This window comes from Paenibacillus sp. JT22N15 (assembly GCF_059383755.1).
Map to the genome: position 1 here is coordinate 315,509 of NZ_JBXENV010000005.1, position 18,935 is coordinate 334,443.

The following is an 18,935-nucleotide window of genomic DNA, read 5'->3' on the forward strand; positions in this document are numbered from 1 at the left end:
TGAAAATGAGCGATACGCCAAAACAATTAAAGCTGGGCTTGTTTATTCAAAGCACGGGGCATCACGCCGCTGCATGGAGGCATCCTGAGACGGCTACGCTCCAAAGCCACAACGTTCGCTATTATCAACAGCTTGCCAAGACGGCAGAGCGAGGGAAGTTTGATCTGATGTTTCTGGCCGATGATCTCGCCGTTCCGCTGCCATACAAATCGGCCTTGACCGACCGCTATGGCAAGCTGGAGCCGCTGACGCTGCTGTCGAATCTGGCTGCTGTAACGGAGCATATCGGCCTCGCGGCTACCTTCTCGACTACCTTTAATGAGCCCTATCATGCTGCGCGCAAATTCGCATCCCTTGATCATATTAGCGATGGCAGGGCGGCCTGGAACGTCGTAACGTCGGCGCTGAATGACGAAGCCCACAATTTTGGCCAGGATGAAATTCTTGATCATGAGCTTCGTTATGAGCGGGCGGATGAATTTTTCCAGGTGGCGTCCGGTTTATGGGATAGCTGGGATGAGGATGCGGTGCAGGCGGATAAGGAGAGCGGCGAGTATTTTGACTTGGATAAAGTACATGTGCTGAACCATCAAGGGACATTTTTCTCCGTACAGGGGCCGCTGAACGTAGCCCGTCCCGTGCAAGGGCGTCCGGTCATTATTCAGGCGGGATCATCCGGGACTGGGCAGCAATTCGCGGCAAAAAATGCCGATGTCGTATTCACGGTGCAAAATCAGTTGGACAGCGCAAAGAAATTTTATAAGCAAGTAAAAGAACTCGCGGAAGCAAACGGCCGCTCCCGTGATGACATTAAAATAATGCCCGGCTTGTTCCCTATTATAGGGGACACACAGGAAGAAGCCGAAGCGAACTACCAGCAGCTTCAACAGCTGGTGGACCGCAAAATCGGTACTGCCTTGCTAGGCGGCGTATTCGATAATATTGATCTTTCGGGCTATGGCGACGACGAACCGTTCCCAGAGCTGCAGGAGGCTGGCGGCACTCGCAGCCGTTTTCAGCTGGTGATGGAGACGGCTAGAAGAGAAGGCTTGACGGTGAGGGAAGTCTATTTGCGGTTTGCTTCGGCAAGGGGTCATCTTACCGTGATTGGAACGCCCGAACAAATTGCGGACCAGATGGAAGTATGGCTGCGCGAGGAGGCGGCAGATGGCTTTAACATTATGCCGCCCTACATGCCTGGCGGACTGGATAGTTTTGTAGAAAAGATTATTCCGGTGCTTCAGCGGCGCGGCTTGTTTCGCACGGAATATGAAGGCGGCACCTTGCGCGAAAACTTGGGGCTGCGTCGTCCTGCCAGCCGCTATGCCCGGCAAGAAAGCGGCGTGGACGCATGAGCGGCAGCGGCAAGCTGGAATTGATTGCGGTGGACAAAACCTTCAGGGCGGAAAAGCAGAATCATGTGCTCGCTGACATTCATTTGAGTCTGAGTCCCGGCGAATTTGTTACCATCATCGGGCCGAGCGGCTGCGGCAAAAGCACATTGCTCAAAATTATCGCCGGACTCGATGCCGATTACGAGGGTTCCGTGCTGCTTGGTGGGGTCGATACAGGCAAGCCCAGCCGCGACAAAGGGTTTATTTTTCAAGAGCATCGCCTTTTCCCGTGGCTTACGGTGGAGCGGAATATTGCTGCTAATCAATCGCTAAGAAATAAAGAGGTTCGCGGGCAGGTGGATGCGATGATTAAGCTGGTGCGTTTGGAAGGGTTTGAGAAGGCGTATCCGAAGGAGCTGTCTGGCGGGATGTCCCAGCGGGTCGCTATTGCAAGGGCACTTATGCAAAGCCCGCAGGTGCTGCTGCTGGATGAGCCCTTCGGCGCGCTCGACGCATTCACCCGCACGCATATGCAGGAAGCACTACTGGACATTTGGCGCAATAATCGGGCGACGATGCTGCTCGTCACTCATGATATCGACGAAGCGGTTTTTTTATCCGAAAGAATCGTAGTTATGGATGCTCGGCCAGGGCGAATCAAGCAGATTGTTCGCAATGATTTGCCCTATCCGCGCACGCGGCATAGCCAAGGCTTTCAAGAGCTGCGTTCTCAAGTCATGCGAGTGCTGGAGAAGCAGGAGGAGCCAGAGGAAAACTGGGTCATTTAAAGATAGAGGCATCGTGATACCAACATGAAGGAGATAATATGAAACAATCAGGAAAATGGTGGAAAGGGGCTGTTATCCCGGTCTGCGTGCTGCTTCTATGGCAGTGGGCGTCTTGGTCGGGAGCGGCAGACCCTAAGCTTTTTCCAGCACCAAGCTCCATTTTTGGGGATCTGTTCGCGATGCTCCTTTCAGGGGAATTGTACTATCATATCCGCATTAGCGTCGTGCGCGCCGCGCTCGGCTTTTTACTGGGCGGGAGCTTGGGGCTGCTTATTGGCTTATTGGTTGGCATGTATGTAAAAGTCGAGGAATTGGTTGATCCTACCGTACAGATGCTGCGGACCGTGCCTTTGCTCTCAATTACTCCTTTGTTCATTTTGTGGTTTGGTTTTGGCGAGCTGTCCAAGGTGCTGTTGATTGCAATGGGTGCGTTTTTCCCGCTGTATGTGAACACCTTTCTCGGTGTCAGGGGTGTCGATAAAAAGCTGTTCGACGTAGCGCGCGTGCTTGAGTTTAGCCGTTACAAGCAGGTGACGAAGCTGATGCTCCCCGCCGCCTTGCCCAACGTGTTGCTGGGCCTTCGCCTATCGCTCAGCATAGCATGGCTGTGCCTCGTTGTAGCTGAATTAATGGGAGCCGACAGCGGCGTCGGCTATCTGATTCAGGATGCCAGATCGTATGTGCGGACAGGCGCCGTGTTCGTTGGCATTTTCGTGTTTGCCGCTGTTGGCAAGCTGGCCGACTCGGCCGTACGATTGCTGGAGCGCCGACTGCTGAAGTGGCAGGATAACTACCGGGGATAATGCAAAAAAACAACCCATACCGCTCATTCGTCCCGCAAATCAGTTATAATAAAACGATAGCAAGCGGAAAATACGGCCCTTCGGAGCTGGAGACGAAAAGGACGATGAGAGATGGGAAGAGAGCTGGTAATCGGGCTTGATCTGGGGACAACCAGCGTGAAAGCTTGTATTTTTGATCGAAACGGCCATTTGGTCGCAGATGTGGAGAAAATGAATACGTTCTACTACCCGCAGCAGGGCTGGGCGGAGCAAAGCCCGGTGGAAATCGAGCGCTCGGCCGTGCTCGCTATTAGAGAAGCGATTGAGAAGGCGAAGGTAGAGGAAGGCGAGCTGCTGGCGCTCGGTTTTTCGGCGGCGATGCATGCGATTCTGACGCTTGACGCAGCTGGGAATCCGACTTCTCCGGCGATTATTTGGGCGGATGGAAGAAGCGCGGGCCAGGCGGAAGCGCTGCTGGAAGCAAGCGGGGAGCAGGTGTACAAGGCGACGGGAACGCCGATTCACCCGATGACGCCGCTCATGAAGCTGCTGTGGATGAAAGAAAATAACTATGAGCCTTATGAGCAAGCGAGCTATTTTATGTCGATTAAGGAATATTTGCTTTATTGTTGGTTCGGACAACGCAAAATCGATTATGCGATGGCTTCGGCAACCGGCTTATTCAATCCAGCCAAGCTGGACTGGGAGCCAGAGCTGCTGGCGTTAACGGGCATTTCAGCAGCGCAGCTGTCCGAAATCGTGCCGCCAACGGAAATTCTCTCGGGGCTGAATGCGGATATTGCTGCGCAAATGGGCGTCTCAAGGGACTTGCCGTTCGCGATTGGATCTGCGGATGGGCAGCTGTCGAACCTCGGCATTGGAGCGATTCTTCCCGGCGAGGTTGCCGTATCTGTTGGGACGAGCGGGGCAATCCGCCAGCTCACGCATCAGGCGAAGGTGAGCGATAGCCGCGAGACGTTCTGCTACTCTTTTACGAAGGACACGTATATCGTCGGCGGCCCGACGAACAATGGCGGCATTGCGCTGCAATGGCTGAAGGACACGCTGAATTATGAGGGCGGCTACGAGGCTTTTCTGGCTGAGGCTGAAAAGATTGCTCCCGGCGCGGACGGCCTGCTTTTCCTGCCGTATTTGAACGGCGAACGGGCACCGCTGTGGAATCAGCGGGCGAAGGGCAATTTCTACGGCTTAACGATGACCCATGAGCGGGCACACTTAATTCGCGCGGTGCTTGAGGGTGTAACGTTCAACCTGTATCAAATTGGCAAGGCGCTGGAGAAGCTGGCGGGCGCGCCGCAAAAAATGTATGTGAACGGCGGGCTGTCCCGCTCGCCGCTCTGGCTGCAAATGATGGCGGATATTTTCGACGCCGAAATATACGTTTCGGAAAACCATCATAGCGCCGCATGGGGCGCCGCTTGGACTTCACTAGTAGCAACTGGCTATGCGAGCTCCTATGAGGAAATTAAGCAGCATATTCCAATGGACAAGCCTGTTGTGCCGAACCCGGAGATGAGCAAGCGCTACAAAGAAATTTATGCGAATTATGAAAAGCTGGCGAAGACGATGGCAGCCTTTTTCTAAAGGGCAGCCTAATCATTAAGCCGCGCCATTTAATAGGCGGGCAGCCGCCAATAAAACAAGCCCCGGCAGCGGTAATAAATCGCTATCGGGGCTTGTTTTATTATTTAAACATAAGCATTAGCCGTTTACGCTTTATTCAGCGAATAGCTGTAGGTATAGCTTTTGCCATCGAGGGCGCTGCGATAGGAGAAGCTGAGGACGCCTTTGGACGTTTCGCCAGTGAAAGCAAGCTCATCGCCATAATAAGGAATGTCGTTCTTTTCCGCATATTCCTGCTCGGCAGCAGACAAGAACTGTTTATAAAGAAGCGTAGCGTTGCCCGTCTTCAAATCGACTAAAGTAAGCAGCCCTGTTTGGTTAGGACGAATAATTAGGTAGCCTTGGCCCATGCCTAGCACGGCATACACTTCATCTTTGCCACCCAGCTTGGGAAGATCATATTCCTCCAAAGTGGCTCCGCTGCTGTCCAGCAGAGATAACGTTTTGCCGTCCGTCAGCAAAGGGTTGTTGTTCATGGCGACGATGTTAGGCTCATAGCGCTTGAAGTATTTCGCAGCAGCTTGCTTGACCAGCTTATGATCTTTAATATAAGCGGCGTGGGATTGGAACTGAACGCTAGGCTCGCCATAGTTGAAGAGAATGGATACCATAAGGCCGCTGGTCCCGATTGCTTTAGTTGAAAGGCCCCAGTAGCCGGCGATGTCTGCATCCAGCTTAAGCTTGCCCGCAAGCTGGGGAATATCGGATTTGCCAAGCGCCGTATACAGATTGCCAGTTGCCGTATCTAGCCATGCTGCGCCGGATTGCAAGCTGCCACCCGTTTGATAAGTGACCTTCTGGTTAATCCCTACTGTGTTATCGGCCTGTTTCCAAGTCACGCTTGCCCCAATGGATTCCGAGAAAAAGCGCAGCGGTACGTAGACATGGCCTTTAATCACTTGCAGCGGGGTGTTCAGCTTGATCTGCTTGCCGTTGTTGATCGCCTCCGTGGACCCGACCTTCAACGTAACCAGATGTCCCGGGTAGCTCATCGTGACGGCTTTGGCTGCTGCATCCCAAGACACAAGGGCTCCTAGCAGCTCGCCAACCTCACGAAGCGGCATATACACCGAGCTTTGTGATATAAAAGGGGCCGATTCGGTCACATAGGAGTTTCCGTTCACCTTAAGCGTTATTTTCTTGGCGGCTGGTGCAACTGCCGCCGCTGTTATGTAATCGCTGCTGCTTGCTGGAAGTGCTGCTGATGCAAGAGGCGCTCCCATTAACGAAGCTGCGAGGCTGATTGCTGGAATGACTGTAAAAGCAGTGCGTAAACGTTTCATCCTTATTCCTCCTATTTAAGGTCGTTGCTATTGCCATGCCTTCTAAGCTTAGTCTAAAATTAAAGACGCAGCCACACTACAAATAGTTACAATTTTGGCTGAATAAAATTCGATTTAGTTGTCTAACGTGATGAAGGAATTGACATACTCCAAGTGGAATTCATGTATAATGGCTTTGAAGCAAGGGCTATCATTAGCATAAAATGTTAATTCGGAGGTTTCGCATATGACGGAAATAGCATTATGGCCAGAATCAGCTTATGAAAATGTGGAAGGTGAGCGCCCGTATTTAGTGCCTCATCTTATCAAGTCGGGTAAGCCACTAGCAGCAGTCATCGTGCTTCCAGGCGGCGGTTATCGCTATCGTGCCGATCATGAAGGAGAGCCAATTGCTAAGTGGTTAAATGATTTAGGCTTGCATGCATTTGTTCTTCATTACCGTGTAGCTCCGCATAAGCATCCTATTCCGCTCGGTGACGCGAAGCGCGCCATGCGGATCGTCAGAAGCCAGGCAGCTGAGTTCGGCATTGATCCCGCGCGTATTGGCATACTCGGCTTCTCGGCTGGCGGTCATCTGGCTTCCACAGTCGGCACGCATTTTGATGCCGGAGACAGCAGCAGCTCCGATCCGATCGAACGTGCAAGCAGCCGCCCAGATGCGATGGTTCTGTGTTATCCGGTTATTTCGCTAGGGGAGTTCCGTCACGATGGCTCCTTGGTCCATTTGCTTGGTGATGATGCGCCTGAGGAGCTTCGCAGGGAGCTGTCGAACGAGCTGCAAGTTACGGAGCAGACACCGCCGACCTTCCTCTGGCATTGCGCAGATGACGGGGCCGTTCCGGTCCAGAACAGCTTAATGTTTGCAGCAGCGCTTGCTAGCAGCGGCGTTCCTTATGAAATGCACATTTATGAGAGCGGCGGACATGGCATCGGCCTTGCCTATGACCATCCTGAAGCGCATACTTGGAGCTTATGCTGCGGCAACTGGCTGAAAAAACACGGCTTTACGGAAGATTTAGAGGTTCAGTAACGATAGCTACAATAGCGAACAGCATGAGTACAGCAGCAGGGCGCGGGAGCGAATTATTCATTCAATCTGACGATTGGTCCTAAGGGCTTGCTGGCCTGCTGCTATGGGCTTGGGCATTTGGTGCAGCAGCAGTCACAGGGTCTCCGGGAAAAGCCGGAGGCCTTTTTATAAATATAAGCCATTATAAGCGTCACCCTTATAATCGGCTTATGACGATATAGATAGAGAAGCGGAGCTGAGAAGCATGATGCAAATGAGAGGGAAAATCGTACTTGTTACCGGAGCAAATGCGGGCATGGGATTGGCATCAGCTACGGAGCTGGCTAAGGCTGGCGCGGACGTTATTATGGCTTGCCGCAGCCTGGAGCGCGGCGAAGCCGCAAGGCAGCAGGCACTTGCCGCAAGCGGTGCTGCGCATATTGAGCTGATGGCCTGTGATCTTGGAGATTTTGCGAGCATTGCTGCCTTTTGCGAAGCTTTCAAGCAGCGGTACGACCGGCTGGATGTGCTGCTAAACAATGCAGGCGTTGTATCGCTGAAGCGCGAGCTAACCAAGGATGGTTATGAAAGTATGATCGGCGTTAATCATCTGGGCCATTTTTTACTGACGACATCGCTATTGGAGCTGCTGGAGCGATCACCGCAGGGCAGAGTAGTCAATGTATCCTCGGGCGCATATAAAGCGGGGAAAATCCATTTTGAAGACATAAATCTGACTCGAGGCTTTAGTGTAGTAAAGGGTTATGCCCAATCGAAGCTGGCCAATATTTTGTTCACCAAGGAGCTGGCTAGGCGGCTGGCGCATACGAAGGTGACGGTTAATTGCCTGCATCCAGGAGCGGTAGGAACGTCGCTCGGCGTTAACCGCCAGACGGGATTCGGCAAAAGCATGCATGCGCTGCTGCGGCCTTTTTTCTTAACTTCGCTGCAGGGGGCGCAGACGGCGCTGTATTTGGCGAGCTCGGAGGAAGGCGGAGCGGTAAGCGGGCACTATTTTTATAAGCAAAAAAGGGAGGAAGTGTCTGCTAAAGCAATGGATGAGCAGGCTGCCAAGCGGCTTTGGGAATGGAGCGAGCAGCAGCTTGAACACAGAAAGCAAGCGAAATAAAGCGAGCTGGGGGGCGTTATCGTGGGAGGTTGTTTGAATGTTTGAGAAAGCAGCTGTCAAGTCGGCTATCGCGCTGCTTGCGTTGTTTAGCCTCATGCTGGCTGGCTGTACGAAGGATGCGCCGAAGCCTGAGAGAAGCAACCCTGCCATGCTGCAATGGCTGCCAATCATTAAACAGTCGGGCAAGCTGGTTATCGCCACAACCGAAAATTACCCGTTTGAATATACGGATGAAGAGACAGGCGAGTTTATAGGGTACGATGTGGATTTGGCGCAAGCGATTGCAGACGAAATTGGCGTAGACATTGAATGGAAAAAAATGCCCTTTGCTGAGCTGCTTAACGCCTTGCAGCTGGGTAAAGCCGACATGGTTATAGCCAGTATGTATATTACCGAGGAGCGGGAACGCACCGTCGATATGTCGGATAAATATTTGGATTCCGGCATGGCAATCGTCAAGCGGATGAGCGATCATTCGGTACGCTCGCTTAATGATTTGACTGGCAAGACGATTGGTGTAAAAACGCAGGCGACCAGCGAGCGGGAAGCAGAAGCGCTTATTGCGCAGGGCAAAGAAATTAAAATACGATCGTATGCTTCGGTAGCGGAATGTATGGAAGCCTTGCGCTCTGGCGAGGTAGATATCGTATTTAACGATTATTTAAAGCAGGTCAGCTACAATCAGCATTATCCCGAGGCACACTTGGAGCTGGTAGGCGGCGCATTTACCCAAGAAGGCTTCGGGATAGCTGTCGTCAAAGGGCAGACCGAATTGCTTCAGGTCGTCAATCAGGTCATACACAGGCTGCAGGAAAATGGCGATGCGGATGTGCTGTACAGCAAATGGCTGCAATAATGGGGAAAACGAAGGAGGAACACACATGAAACAACGGCAATTTGCTTTTACAGCTATTCGCGTGTTGGCGATTTATTTTTTGGTAGCAGGCATTGGAAGGCTGATGGATGTAGTAGCGCCTATTATGCTGAGCGGCAGCGATGCTCATGTATCGGCGTGGGCGTAGTTGTCTCTGGTACTGCCAGGCCTCGTTTATGTGGCGGCAAGCGTTTTTCTATGGTCGAAGGCAGAAGGCCTCGTACTGCGTATTGTGCAAGGCCAAGTAGAAGACGCCGCAGAGGCGCTTCCAGCTACTCGATTCGCCAGCGGCGAGCTTTACAAGCTTGCGTTGTCGCTTACAGGCGTCATCCTTATTGTGCTAACCTTGCCTACGCTCGCGTCAACGATTATTCAGCTTCTGCAAGTTAATGAAACGAGCTATACAGTAACGCAGCCGTTTCTTTATTCCAACTGGGCTGTCATAATGGAATGCATAGTGAAGCTGGGGCTAGGATTAATGTTAATCATTAAAACACAGGTTATTTTTGGCTGGGTGGGGCGCACCTTTCAACAGGTTCGGACGAACAACCAATAAACGAATGATCAATAAGCGTGCAATCAATAAACGCATGGGCATAAAAAAGACTGGCGACGCATCGGGCTGTGCAAGAAGGCACCCGATAAGGTCATCGCCAGTCTTTTTGTTTTTTTGCTAAAGTCAGCAGCAATCCATCAGGTAAAATCCAGCAGGTAAAGTATAGCGGCAAGCGTGTGCAGCTTATGGACGGAATTCGACGTTGAGCTGAATAATTTCGGCGCGGCTGCCGATGCGAAGCGGCGGTCCCCAAGTGCCGAAGCCGGAGGAGACGATGGCATGCAGCTGTCCTTTTTTCAAAAAGCCCCAGTCCAGCTCGAACAGCCGTCTTGTGAACAAGTGGTTCGGCATCATTTGACCGCGGTGGGTATGGCCGGACAAGGAAAGATCAATGCCCTGCAGCGAAGCCTGCTCCAGATCGGAGGGCTGATGATCCATCATGATGAGCGGCAGGGTAGCGTCAAGCGCTGCGACGAGCTCCTTCACGGATTGACGGCCTTCCGGGTCTGATCGCTTCGCGGTTAAGTCCTTGCGGCCAATGATGTAAAAGCCGTCGTCAATTTTCACGCTCTCGTCCAGCAGGACGCGTATGCCGACAGCATCCATCTCCGCAATGAAGCGGGCAATGTGTCCGCCATAATATTCATGATTGCCAAGCACAGCGTAGACGCCGAGCGGCGCACGCAGACGCTTCATGACCTCGGACATATTGTCATCCAAATAGGGGGCAATATCATCATCGATGACGTCGCCAGGCAGCAAAATCAAATCGGGCTTCATATGCTCCATAGCCTTCGCAAGCCGCGCCAAATGGCGTTTGCCGACGATGGTGCCGAGGTGGATGTCAGAGGCCATGCCGATACGCAGCGATGTGCGTGGTCCTGCTGGCTTGGCAATCGTAATGGAATAAGTGCGAACGACCGGCGACCACGCATTCCAGCTCCCGCGCAGCAAAATGGCCAACATGATAACGGCGACTGCGCTGCCTACTGCAAGCAGAGCTGTAGAGGCGGAGATACCAAGCTTCGTCAGCAGCCAATAAATCAGATTTGCTGGAGGAAGCAGCAGCACCGCATATTCCATTACCGCGAGCCAGTAGGAGCCGATGAGCTTGAACACACGCCCTATTTTGCGCAGAGGTGCTACAGGTTGAAGAAGTCTTCCAATGATATAAGAGATAGAAATAATGGCGACAGCGAAGGCATAGGGCAGAGGATTGTCCAGAGAAGTCAAGGCCGATAAATAAACCCATCCATTCCAGCCAATATAAGCGTTAATAGCCACAAAAATAAATAATACTAAAGCGATTGTACCGATCAAACGCGGTTTCAACATTTGCACTCCCCAGTCATTATCATTGTGCATGAGATTAAGTCAAAGCATCTATTATCCTTCATGGTGACAATACTATAGCATAACGGCAATTGTCAGGTAAAATAGAGTCATAGACTAGAGGGAAAAAGGGGGCTTTAGCGTTGCCTTTAATTATGCAAATTTTATTGTTTATTGCTGCTGGGCTTGCAGAAATCGGCGGCGGCTATTTGGTGTGGCTTTGGCTGCGCGAAGGAAAGCCTTATTGGTACGGCATATTGGGCAGTGGGATCTTGGTGCTGTACGGGATTTTGCCTACGCTGCAATCGTTTCCGACCTTTGGCAGAGTGTATGCGGCATATGGCGGCGTGTTTGTCGCAATGGCGGTGCTTTGGGGGTGGCTCGTAGACAAGCGGACGCCTGATCTTTACGATTGGATTGGCGCTGCCGTATGTCTGGTCGGCGTATCGATTATTTTGTGGGCGCCGCGAGGATAGCTGCTTAGGCGTCATGCTTGAACTATTTTTGACAACATTAGCATTTGTAAGGATAATATAGCTTTACAAGCTGGACGAATGGGGCGAATGGAAGAGATGAAATCATTAGTGCTCGCGGAAAAGCCAAGCGTGGCAAAGGAAATTGCCCGTGTGCTCGGCTGTACGAACAAAAATAAAAGCTACATAGAAGGCCCGAAATATGTGGTAACCTGGGCACTTGGCCATTTGGTTACCCTCGCGGAGCCGGAGGAATATGATCCGAAATACCGCGCCTGGAATTTGGAGGATTTGCCGCTGCTGCCTCCTAAAATGAACTTGAAGGTGATGAAGGAAACGTCGCATCAGTTCAAGGCGGTAGCGCAGCTGTGCAAGCGTTCTGATATTAGCGAGCTTATTATCGCAACGGATGCCGGGCGTGAGGGCGAGCTGGTTGCCCGCTGGATTATGGAGCTGGTGCATTGGCGCAAGCCGTTTAAACGGCTCTGGATTTCGTCGCAGACGGATAAAGCGATCAAGGATGGCTTTAGCAGGCTGAAGCCGGGAGCGGAATATAACCATTTGTATGCATCTGCGGTATGCCGCGCCGAGGCGGACTGGCTAATTGGACTGAATGTCACCCGTGCCTTGACGACCAAATACAATGCACAGCTGGCGGCAGGACGCGTGCAGACGCCGACGCTCGCTGCGCTGATGGACCGGGAGAAGGAAATTGAGCAGTTCCAGTCCCAGCCGTTTTGGACGGTATCTGCCGATATGGGCACTTTCCAGGCGGTATGGCGCGAGCAGGATGGCCATGATGGACGTGTATGGGGCCGTGATGAAGCAGGGGCAGTCGTCGCCCGCTTGCAGGGAAAGGGCGCGAAGGTCGACAAGCTGCGTACAGTCGAAAAGTCGGAGCCGCATCCGGGCGCCTATGACTTGACGGAGCTGCAGCGCGACGCGAACAAGCGGCTGGGCTTCTCGGCGAAGCAGACGTCGGTTGTGCTTCAGAAGCTGTATGAGCAGCATAAAATCGTCACTTATCCGCGTACCGACTCGCGCTATCTATCGAGCGACATCGTGCCGACGTTCAAAAGCAGGCTGGAAAGCGTGGCGGTCGGGCCTTATGCGCCTTTTGCCCGCAAGCTGCTGCGCGGTCCGCTAACTGTGACGAAGCGATTCGTTGATGACAGCAAGGTGAGCGATCACCATGCGATTATTCCAACGGAGCAATACGTTAATTTGTCTGCGTTAAGCGCGGAGGAGCGCAAGCTGTATGATCTGATCGTCCGCCGTTTTCTAGCCTTGTTCTCGCCAGCGTACCGCTATGATGAGACGAGCGTTACGCTGGCGGTTGGAAGCGATAAGCTGTACGCCAAAGGCCGGGTGCAGAAGGAAAGCGGCTGGAAAGAGCTTTACAGCGGAGCTGGCAGCGGAAGCTTTAGCGACGATGACGATGAAGACGACGATAAAGCACGCAGCGAGGCGGATCGCCAGCCGGAGCAGCTGCTGCCGGCCATGAGCATGGGGCAGACGCTGCCGATTAAGCAAGCCCGCTTCAAGGAATTGCGGACGCTGCCGCCTGCAAGATATACGGAAGCATCGCTGCTTGGCCGAATGGAGAAGTATAGCTTGGGCACGCCAGCGACGCGCGCGGATATTATTGAGAAGCTGCTCGGAACCGACACCATTGAGCGTCGGGGCAATCAGCTGTCGCCAACGGGAAAAGGCAGGCAGCTGATTGAAATTGTCGTTGAGGAGCTTCGCCGGCCGGAGCTGACTGCTGAGTGGGAGCGGGAGCTGGAGCGGATTGCGCTTGGCAAGGGCAACCCAGCGAAATTTATGGCGGGCATTCGCGAGCAGGCGAGCAAATGGGTGGCAGAGGTGAAAAATGAGACAAAGGAATACAAGCCTCATAATCTGACGCATTCGCGCTGCCCGGAATGCAGCAAGCACTTGATGGAAGTGAAGGGCAAGCGCGGCAAGTCGCTTGTATGTCCAGATCGGGAATGCGGCTATCGCCGCTCGGCTGAGCCGGCGCTGTCGAACAAGCGCTGCCCGCAATGCCGCAAGAAGATGGAAATTCATGACGGCAAAGCCGGAAAATACGCACAGTGCCGACCATGCAACGTCATTGAAATGCTGGGCGATAAACAGGGCGGCCGGATTAATAAGCATCAGGAGAAAAAACTGATCAATCAATTCAGCGATAATGTGTCGCTCTCGAACAGCTTGGCGGATGCCCTCAAGGCAGCTATGAGCAAGCAGGAAGACGACAAGTAAGGAATCAAGCAAGTTAGCGAGCAAGCTAATAAACAAGATAGCCAGCAAATAAGTATGGGGATAACCCCAAAAAGCTTCGGCCTGCGATAAAAAAGCAGGCTGGAAGCTTTTTTCTTATAAATAGGCTTGACTAGTGTTATCGTTGGCTTTAGCGTTATAGGGGCATAGGGAATATAATCGTTTTCGTAAGCGTTTTCTTTGAGAAAGAACGCGGTTGTGAAGCAACTATTTTGGCAGTGGCAGGAGGAACGTTCATGTGGAAAGCGGATCAGCTATTAAATCGGCTTTATGAGGAAGCGCTTGATGCGCATCGTGAAGCGGCGGAAGCAGAGAGCAGGGAAGGAAGAAGGCTGCAATTAAAGAGAGAGCTTGCATCAGCGATAGGTTCTTTTGAATCAAACTATGGGCATGAGCCTGTCGTGCTCGAACGGGTCCAATGCGATGGATATACGAGGGAACGGGTGGAGCTATCCGCTACACCGGGGCTGTCCTTCGCAGCGTATGTGCTTATTCCAGACGGCGCAAAGAGCGGGCAGCTGCCCGGTGTATTGGCGGTGCATGGACATGGTTATGGCAGCAGGGAAATCGTCGGTTTGCTTCCGGACGGCACGGAAGACCATGGAGAGCCTAACATTCATCAGCATTTTGCCGTCCAATTGGTGAAGCGCGGCATGGTTGTTATTGCGCCCGATGTCGTCGGCTTCGGTGAACGGAGGCTGGATGCGGATTTGCAGGAAAATCCCGATGCACCAAGCTCCTGCTACAGATTGTCCACCCAACTCATGATGCTGGGCAAAACGCTAACGGGCCTTCGGACGGCCGAAGTGCTGGAAGCGCTTAACCATTTGGCGGTCAGGCCAGAGGTAGATGCAGCCCGCATAGGGGCGATGGGATTTTCCGGCGGAGCACTTATCTCATATGTAGCCGCAGCGCTGGATGAACGAATAAAGGCAGTTGTTTTGACTGGCTTTACGAATACGTTTAAGGAAAGCATATTTGCGGTGCATCACTGCATCGACAATTATACCCCAGGCCTGCTGGCCCACGCCGAGCTTCCCGAGCTGATCGGGCTAATTGCGCCGCGTCCACTGTTTCTGGAATCTGGGCAAAACGATCCGATTTTCCCGGTTGAGGGCTTTAAAAAAGCGGCAGCAGAGCTGCAGGCGATTTATGAACGCGAAGGCGTGCCGGGGCAGCTGCAATCCGATATTTTCCCGGGTGTCCATGAAATTAGCGGGCGGGTTTCCTATAATTGGCTGCGTGAAACGCTATCCATGTAGGGGAGGGTGAAAGGGTAATATAGGCAAAGTATAAGCGAAAAATGCTATCCTACCCATCAAAATAGACCATTTAGAAAGAACAAAGAGGCTGCCGCCGGGCTGCCTCTTTGTTCTTTCCGCCAGCCAGTGAATAGCGGCTGCATGCCTACATGCCTACACGCCTACATGCGTAAAGCCGCCCTGCAATGGATGGACAATACCATCGACATTGTCCTTAATAGGGACGGTAAAATTGCTTTAGGTAAGAGGAGGGAGATTCGCCGTACATTTTTTTGAAAACTCTGCTGAAATAAAATGGATTTTGATACCCGAGCCGATCGCTAATATCAGAAATGTTTAAGGAACTGCTGCGCATTAGCGCTACGGCGTGCTGGAGCCTTAGTCTGGTATGCGCCTCAATGATGGTTTGTCCGGTTACGCGCTTGAATGTAGCGGAAAGATAGCTGTAATTCAAGTTTAAGGCAGCTGCCAAATGACTGGCTGAAAAAGGCTCGCAGCTATGCGACCCCAGAAAAGCGATAATCCGCTCGGAAATTTCCTCAGCCCCTGTGCTTTTTCTTTCCAGTGTAGACGCTTGGTGAAGATCCAGAAGCAGCTCGTATACGCTGAGGCTAGTTCTCGTCATTTGATGAGATCGCACCTTCTGGGGCATCTTCATCAGCGCGTTCAAACGGTTTTCCATGCCTGGAAAGGCAGTGCCCTGCTTTGGCAAAGTGAGCCTATATTGATAATGATCGGGATAATAAAGGGCCAGCTCCGGCAGCGGGGCCTTTTCTTTATAAGGGGTATTTTCATGATCCTCACTATTTTCCATATTAAAATGAATCCAATACCACTGCGTACCCGCAGCCGTTTTATGCCGTCCCCAATGATGAAGTCCTTTTTTCAAAAATAAATATTGCTTGGCCTGGATTAGGAAGGGTACTCCCTCCTCCTCCACCTGCATGCTGCCGCTTGCCACGTACAAAAAAACATGATAATCCAGCGTGCGATCGGGATGCGTGTATAGCTCCTCTGTCTGGTTCCAGCCAATGTCCCGTACTAATGGAAAACGATCGGCTGTTAAGGTAAGGTGGGCATCCATAGAAGCCTCCATATGTTCGATTTATTTGATTGGCACAAAAAAAGGATAGGTTTTGCTAATCGATGTGCATGTACGCCTTTTATTATATCGTTTTAGACTAAGGAGGAAAAACAAATATTGTGCTGGAAGGGTGCAGACGATGAATAAGAGGAACTTATCTGCCAAGCATGCGCTGAGCGAATTTGCCGCTGGCAAAGTGAAGCTATCTCCGGGGCCGCTTAAAGCCCGCTTTGAGCTGAACAAGAAATATATAATGAGCCTCACGGATGAGAATCTGCTCCGCAATTTTTATTTGGAAGCCGGGCTGTGGAGCTATAGCGGGAATGGGGGTACAACGAGCGCGACTACGACGAGCAGCGATGGCCCTGAGCATTGGCATTGGGGCTGGGAATCGCCAACCTGCGAGCTGCGCGGACATATGATGGGGCACTGGCTGTCTGCAGCTGCCCGGATCTACTCGCAGACGGGAGATGCTCAGGTGAGAGCGAAAGCCGATTTTATTGTAGCGGAGCTTGAAAGATGCCAGCAGGCGAATGATGGACAGTGGCTGGCCGCTTTTCCCCAGACGTATATGAATCGCATGGCACAAGGAAGATTTGTGTGGGCGCCGCATTATACCATTCACAAGCTGCTTATGGGATTGCACGAGATGTACGTGTTGACTGGCAATCAGAAGGCATTGACCATTATGAATGGCTTGGCGGCATGGTTCCACAAATGGACGGCACGCTTTTCCGAGCAGGAAATGGACGAGCTGCTTGATTTGGAGACGGGCGGCATGCTGGAAGCATGGGCTGATCTGTATGGCATTACTCGTGATCCGAAGCATCTGGCGCTCATTAAAAAATATGACCGGCGGCGATTTTTCGATGCGCTGCTTGAAGGGCAGGACGTGCTGACGAACAAGCATGCCAACACGCAAATTCCTGAAATATTGGGTGCTGCGCGGGCATGGGAGGTAACGGGCGAGGCAAGATATCGCAAAATAGTTGAAGCCTTCTGGAAAAACGCGGTAACGGATAGAGGATATGTGGCAACGGGTGCGGGTGATAATGGCGAGCTGTGGATGCCTGCTGGAGACATGGGGGCAAGGCTTGGCGTCGGTCAAGAGCATTGCTGCAATTACAATATGATGCGGCTGGCCCATACGCTGCTGCGCTGGACCGGTGAGGCAGCGTATGCCGATTATTGGGAACGGCGTTTTGTAAATGGTGTTCTGGCGCACCAGCATGGCGATACTGGCATGGTTTCCTATTTTCTTGGCATGGGAGCGGGCAGCCAAAAGGCGTGGGGATCACCAACTCAGCATTTCTGGTGCTGCCACGGGACGCTGGTGCAGGCCAATGCTGCCTACGCTTCGCAGATTTTTCTGGCAGATCAGGAGGGGATATCGGTATGCCAGTGGCTTTCATCGGAGCTGGTCTATGAATGGGAGGGCTGTGCCATTCGTCTTCAGCTTGAGCAAGATGGTCAATATGGGGACTATCCGCTGAATAATTGGTCGGTTACGGGGATGGAGGCTATTACAAAAGTAAATACCCCGCCGCTGCCCATCCATCGTCCGAATGCCATGAAGTATAAGCTGACTATCCGCACGGAGCAGCCCATCGCCTTCGCGCTTAAGCTGCGTATGCCATGGTGGCTGGGCGGGCAAGCGAGCATTTCTATTAATGGGCGCCCAGCAGAAGCGGACTTATATGCGCCTTCCTCCTTCGTTAAGCTGGCCCGCCAGTGGGAGGATGGAGATATCATCACGGTGGAGCTGCCGAAGGAGCTGAAGGCTGAGCCGCTTCCGGGCGACGATGGAAAAGTTGCTTTTCTCGATGGTCCTGTCGTCCTTGCAGGCTTGACAGCGGAGGAGCGCCATCTTGCTGGTGATCCAGCCCATCCGGCTGCGCTGCTGACGCCTGACCGCGAGCGCAATCACAGCTGGTGGAATAGCGGCTATTACCGGACGGCAGGCATCGACCGCGGTTTTCGGTTCATCCCGCTGTACGAGGTTAAGGAAGAGGCGTATACGGTTTATTTTTCAATTAAGCCAAACTAAATAAAGGTCTAGCTGGCATTCGCAGCCTTTACAAGAGGGGCTTCTTACCTGCGTCAATCATCCAAGAGACAGACGTCTTGCCGACATATGCTATGGAGGAGGAAGCAGGAAAGGAGCTGGTAGTTTTTGAGCGAGCATCAGGGCAGGCAGTTGGCGAGCAAGTGGGCGAAGACGGCCGTATTATTGTCACACGCGGGTATTGCCCCGCATATTCCCCCTACCAGACGGTATACTGGGGAAAACTTGAGGAGCATGCTGCAAACGCATCGAATGGTTGTCATCAAGCCGGTTTGCGGAGCAGGCGGGCACGGGGTTATTAAGGTGACGCAGGATGGAAGCGCAAGCTATTCTTACACCTACTATGCAAAGAAAAAGCAATTCAGCAGCTTTAATGCTCTGAAGAGCGCGCTTGATAAACAACGCAAGGGAAGGGCTTATATTATACAAAAAGGCATCCTTCTTGCGTCCGTCGGCAGCAGGCCGATCGATTACCGCGTGAAATATGTAAAGACCGATAGAGGCTGGGTTTATCGCTCCATGGTAGGAAGAATTGCTAGAGAGGGCTTATTCGTAACGAACCTCTGTCGAGGCGGAACGATGGTTAGCGCGGCAGAAGGCATCAGGCGCTCGATTTCCGGTACAGTCGTTCGGGCAAAAAAATCGAAGATGAGAGAATTGACGGTGCAGGCGACACAGCTGCTGGAAAGCCGGTTTCCGGGCATTGGACAGTTGGGCTTCGATTATGGCATCGACAAGAGCGGGAAGATATGGATTTTCGAAGTGAATACGCGGCCGCAATAAACCCGAAAGGGTTTATTTTTTTGCTTCCTAACTGAATTTCCATAAGAGGGAAAATTAACTAATGGCATTAAACGATAAGATTGATAGATTAAGAGATTGTAATTAAAGTTTTTTATGGAAATGGTAAAATTTGAGACTGTGTATAACCGTATCCACAATGTACACAGCGCGAATCCTCAAGATTCGACGTTTATACACACGCCATGCACACCCTGTCCACAAGCAGTTGTGTATAACCAGAACGGTTGTTCTAT

Annotated in this window: 17 protein-coding genes; 14 read left to right on the plus strand and 3 right to left on the minus strand. The window is 52.1% G+C overall.

All coding sequences use genetic code 11. The features are described from left to right. Positions 1-5 precede the first annotated feature (5 nt). From AC50X8_RS12240 to AC50X8_RS12255, 4 genes are all read left to right on the plus strand, one after another. Complete coding sequence (locus AC50X8_RS12240; RefSeq protein WP_056039403.1) at positions 6-1,355, plus strand: LLM class flavin-dependent oxidoreductase; 1,350 nt, start codon at positions 6-8, stop codon at positions 1,353-1,355. After that, positions 1,352-2,122, plus strand: a complete 771-nt coding sequence (locus AC50X8_RS12245) for an ABC transporter ATP-binding protein (protein ID WP_056039406.1) — start codon at positions 1,352-1,354, stop codon at positions 2,120-2,122. Before AC50X8_RS12240 ends, AC50X8_RS12245 begins: the two co-directional genes overlap by 4 nt. 38 nt (positions 2,123-2,160) lie before the next feature. Continuing rightward, positions 2,161-2,925 carry an ABC transporter permease gene (locus tag AC50X8_RS12250; RefSeq protein ID WP_056039409.1) on the plus strand — a complete coding sequence of 255 codons (765 nt, stop codon included), beginning with the start codon at positions 2,161-2,163 and terminating at the stop codon, positions 2,923-2,925. Between the two features lie 111 nt (positions 2,926-3,036). After that, positions 3,037-4,509 (plus strand): gluconokinase, encoded by a 1,473-nt coding sequence (locus AC50X8_RS12255; RefSeq protein ID WP_056039412.1) that lies wholly within the window; start codon positions 3,037-3,039, stop codon positions 4,507-4,509. A 125-nt stretch (positions 4,510-4,634) separates the two neighbouring features. Here the strand turns inward: AC50X8_RS12255 and AC50X8_RS12260 are convergent, their stop codons facing one another. After that, entirely contained in the window at positions 4,635-5,831 is a 1,197-nt protein-coding gene (locus tag AC50X8_RS12260) for a copper amine oxidase N-terminal domain-containing protein (RefSeq protein ID WP_494879956.1), read from the minus strand. Between the two features lie 226 nt (positions 5,832-6,057). On the opposite strand from AC50X8_RS12260, the gene AC50X8_RS12265 reads away from it, so the two are divergent. From AC50X8_RS12265 to AC50X8_RS12285, 5 genes are all read left to right on the plus strand, one after another. Next, on the plus strand, positions 6,058-6,861 hold the full coding sequence (locus AC50X8_RS12265) for an alpha/beta hydrolase (RefSeq protein ID WP_494879957.1): 804 nt from the start codon (positions 6,058-6,060) through the stop codon (positions 6,859-6,861). Between the two features lie 244 nt (positions 6,862-7,105). After that, positions 7,106-7,969: an SDR family oxidoreductase gene (locus AC50X8_RS12270; RefSeq protein WP_235533244.1), complete on the plus strand. Its 864-nt coding sequence runs from the start codon at positions 7,106-7,108 to the stop codon at positions 7,967-7,969. Positions 7,970-8,006: 37 nt separating this feature from the next. Further along, complete coding sequence (locus AC50X8_RS12275) at positions 8,007-8,825, plus strand: substrate-binding periplasmic protein (RefSeq protein ID WP_056039422.1); 819 nt, start codon at positions 8,007-8,009, stop codon at positions 8,823-8,825. A 25-nt stretch (positions 8,826-8,850) separates the two neighbouring features. Beyond that, positions 8,851-8,991, plus strand: a complete 141-nt coding sequence (locus AC50X8_RS12280; RefSeq protein ID WP_494879958.1) for a hypothetical protein — start codon at positions 8,851-8,853, stop codon at positions 8,989-8,991. After that, a complete protein-coding gene (locus AC50X8_RS12285) occupies positions 8,992-9,399 on the plus strand; it encodes a hypothetical protein (RefSeq protein ID WP_494879959.1) in 408 nt (135 codons plus the stop codon). It abuts the gene before it with no gap. Positions 9,400-9,582: 183 nt separating this feature from the next. Here the strand turns inward: AC50X8_RS12285 and AC50X8_RS12290 are convergent, their stop codons facing one another. Beyond that, complete coding sequence (locus AC50X8_RS12290) at positions 9,583-10,734, minus strand: metallophosphoesterase (protein ID WP_494879960.1); 1,152 nt, start codon at positions 10,732-10,734, stop codon at positions 9,583-9,585. Positions 10,735-10,886: 152 nt separating this feature from the next. On the opposite strand from AC50X8_RS12290, the gene AC50X8_RS12295 reads away from it, so the two are divergent. The 3 genes from AC50X8_RS12295 (at position 10,887) to AC50X8_RS12305 (ending at position 14,749) form a co-directional block, all read left to right on the plus strand. Then, on the plus strand, positions 10,887-11,207 hold the full coding sequence (locus AC50X8_RS12295) for a YnfA family protein (RefSeq protein ID WP_099521380.1): 321 nt from the start codon (positions 10,887-10,889) through the stop codon (positions 11,205-11,207). A 96-nt stretch (positions 11,208-11,303) separates the two neighbouring features. Next, positions 11,304-13,469, plus strand: a complete 2,166-nt coding sequence (locus tag AC50X8_RS12300; protein WP_494879961.1) for a DNA topoisomerase III — start codon at positions 11,304-11,306, stop codon at positions 13,467-13,469. Positions 13,470-13,723: 254 nt separating this feature from the next. Next, positions 13,724-14,749, plus strand: a complete 1,026-nt coding sequence (locus AC50X8_RS12305) for a dienelactone hydrolase family protein (RefSeq protein WP_494879962.1) — start codon at positions 13,724-13,726, stop codon at positions 14,747-14,749. Positions 14,750-14,963: 214 nt separating this feature from the next. Here AC50X8_RS12305 and AC50X8_RS12310 read toward each other — a convergent pair whose 3' ends face one another. Further along, positions 14,964-15,833 carry an AraC family transcriptional regulator gene (locus AC50X8_RS12310; protein WP_494879963.1) on the minus strand — a complete coding sequence of 290 codons (870 nt, stop codon included), beginning with the start codon at positions 15,831-15,833 and terminating at the stop codon, positions 14,964-14,966. A gap of 139 nt (positions 15,834-15,972) precedes the next feature. Here AC50X8_RS12310 and AC50X8_RS12315 point away from each other — a divergent pair, with 139 nt between their 5' ends. Together AC50X8_RS12315 and AC50X8_RS12320 are read left to right on the plus strand one after the other, a co-directional pair. Continuing rightward, a complete protein-coding gene (locus AC50X8_RS12315) occupies positions 15,973-17,880 on the plus strand; it encodes a beta-L-arabinofuranosidase domain-containing protein (protein ID WP_494879964.1) in 1,908 nt (635 codons plus the stop codon). Positions 17,881-18,006: 126 nt separating this feature from the next. Continuing rightward, the gene (locus AC50X8_RS12320; RefSeq protein WP_056039434.1) at positions 18,007-18,681 is read left to right on the plus strand and encodes a YheC/YheD family protein; all 675 of its coding nucleotides are present in this window, start codon (positions 18,007-18,009) and stop codon (positions 18,679-18,681) included. Positions 18,682-18,935: the final 254 nt, after the last annotated feature.